The following is a 2,402-nucleotide window of genomic DNA, read 5'->3' on the forward strand; positions in this document are numbered from 1 at the left end:
GAGGTTTTTTCTTTCATGACCGATACAGAAAAAGCAATCGTTATGCAATCCGTTAAACTGCTTAATGAGAGTATGTTAAAATCGAAAATGTGCTGTACGCCAGTGGGGTAATCAACGGTATTACCCCGTTACATTTCTCTGATACTTGTAATTTGCAAATATATATTCAACTAACTACTGGAGGTCTTTTGAAATGAAAAACATTGAATTCAAACAAGTCGAGTCCTGTTGTGCACCTACGCTCACGGAAAAGCAGGCCTCTCTTCAAGAGCCTGTACACCAAGGAGAGCTATCTCATTTACCTGTAGCCATCATTGGCGCTGGGCCTATTGGTCTGGCAGCAGCAGCACACCTGATTGAAGCTGGCCAATCATTTATCATTCTTGAGGCGGGGAGTAAAGTTGGTGAGAATATCTCCAAGTGGGGCCATGTTCGTCTGTTTTCGCCATGGCAGTATAACGTGGATAAAGCAGCAGAGCGGTTGTTGACGAAGAATGGGTGGATGGCCCCATCTCCAGACGAATTACCGACGGGACATGAGCTGCGTGATCTGTATTTACTTCCGCTCGCAAAACTTCCGAAAATTCAGACTGATCTTCATTTGAATACACGTGTTGTGGGGATTAGTCGCAAAAATACAGATAAAATGAAAACCGTAGGCCGCGAGAAACAACCCTTTGTGATTTATGTTGAAGAGGAGGGGAAGAACAAGCAGTATGAGGCCAGAGCTGTGATCGATGCTTCAGGAACTTGGGAACATGCTAACCCTGTACTTTCTAGTGGTGTACTTACTCCTGGTGAGAAGGCTCTTCATGACCGTATATTCTATGGCATTCCGGATGTACTAGGGGAAACGCGGGAGCGTTACACGAATAAACATGTTGCTGTTGTAGGAGGTGGGCATTCGGCCTTGAATACGTTACTTGATCTATCCAGTCTGCAAGAAATGAATTCAGGTACAAAACTGACCTGGTTGATGAGAAGTGACCAGGTGGAGGAAGCCTATGGTGGAGAAGCAAATGATCAACTGGAAGCTAGAGGTGAACTAGGAAGTCGAATTCATAAACTTGTTGATTCTGGAAAGGTCAACGTGATAACGCCATTTCATATTCAGGAACTCAAGCAAGAAGGCCATCAAGTTACCATCATTGGAGAGCAACGTGGTGTTGTTCAGGAAATCACTCAAGTGGATGAGATCATCGTGAATGCAGGAAGCAGACCCGACTTTTCTTTCTTAAGAGAGTTGAGGCTCAGCATTGACCAGATTACCGAAAGTGTCGAAACCCTTGCGCCATTAATTGATCCAAATGTTCATAGCTGCGGCACCGTTCGTCCACATGGGGAGAAAGAACTCCGTCATATGGAACAAGGGTTCTATATTGTAGGTATGAAGAGTTATGGACGTGCACCTACTTTTCTGATGGCTACAGGGTATGAACAGGTTCGATCCGTGGTGGCCTTTTTAGTCGGTGATCTAGAAGCCGCTTTAAAAGTAGAGCTGGATCTACCGGAGACCGGTGTATGCAGTGTCAATCGCCAGCAAGTGAAGGTAGTAGCTGAGGAAAAGGGTGATTGCAGTCCTTCTTGTACCAATTGAAAATGGAAGAGAGTTTACGAACACCCGAAGCGTTGGTTCTAATTTGAACCAACGCTTTTTTAGGTTAATTCGAATTAAACGTTGACTTCAATTTTTTTATATTATAATATAAGCATGCACTTATATTGACGGAAGGAGGAAGTGATATGGATTCTATTCAAGAAGCAGCGGATAAGATTAAATTGCTGGGCGATAAAACACGTCTTACTATACTTACACTCCTCAAAGAACGTGAATGGTGCGTGTGTGAATTTGTAGAGATTTTAGACATGTCACAACCTGGAATTAGTCAGCATTTGCGCAAGCTGAAGGATCAAGGCTTGGTTAAAGAGAATAAACGTGGTCAATGGGTATACTACTCTTTAAATGTAGAGAATACACCCTATATTAAATCTGTCTTGGAACTAATGCCGGACACGGCAACGATCCTTAAGTCCTTGAATAAAGAGAACTTTACATCCGTTTGTAATTAATTTTTATTCATTATATAAGTATATTGTTATATACAAATATAAATTTAGAGGAACTGAAAGAGGGGGAGGGTTTTGTTTTCCACGCTGTTAGCTTGCATTATCTTCTTAATTACGCTTGTTCTAGTCATTTGGCAGCCTAAAAACCTGTCCATTGGTTGGTCTGCTTGCGGGGGAGCGATCCTTGCTTTACTTGTGGGTGTGGTCAATTTTGAAGATGTATGGGATGTGACGCAAATCGTTTGGAACGCCACGCTGGCTTTTGTTGCGATCATTCTGATTTCGTTGATTCTGGATCGTATCGGCTTTTTCGAATGGGCTGCCTTACATATGGC

The 2,402-nt window shown here is 42.8% G+C and carries 3 protein-coding genes; all 3 read left to right on the forward strand.

The window, feature by feature from the left end:
* Positions 1–193: 193 nt before the first annotated feature.
* Entirely contained in the window at positions 194–1,597 is a 1,404-nt protein-coding gene (locus P364_RS0134315) for an NAD(P)-binding domain-containing protein (protein WP_024634467.1), read from the forward strand.
* A gap of 146 nt (positions 1,598–1,743) precedes the next feature.
* Positions 1,744–2,070: an ArsR/SmtB family transcription factor gene (locus P364_RS0134320; protein WP_024634468.1), complete on the forward strand. Its 327-nt coding sequence runs from the start codon at positions 1,744–1,746 to the stop codon at positions 2,068–2,070.
* A gap of 72 nt (positions 2,071–2,142) precedes the next feature.
* On the forward strand, positions 2,143–2,402 hold a 260-nt coding region (locus P364_RS0134325), incomplete at its 3' end, for an ArsB/NhaD family transporter (protein WP_029881532.1).

It is taken from the genome of Paenibacillus sp. MAEPY2 (assembly GCF_000499205.1).
In the GTDB taxonomy this organism is placed as follows: domain Bacteria; phylum Bacillota; class Bacilli; order Paenibacillales; family Paenibacillaceae; genus Paenibacillus; species Paenibacillus vandeheii.

Excerpts from the sequence above, each read along its gene's own strand:
- P364_RS0134315 (WP_024634467.1), top strand. The coding sequence starts at position 194 with ATGAAAAACATTGAATTCAAACAAGTCGAGTCCTGTTGTGCACCTACG.
- P364_RS0134320 (WP_024634468.1), top strand. The coding sequence starts at position 1,744 with ATGGATTCTATTCAAGAAGCAGCGGATAAGATTAAATTGCTGGGCGAT.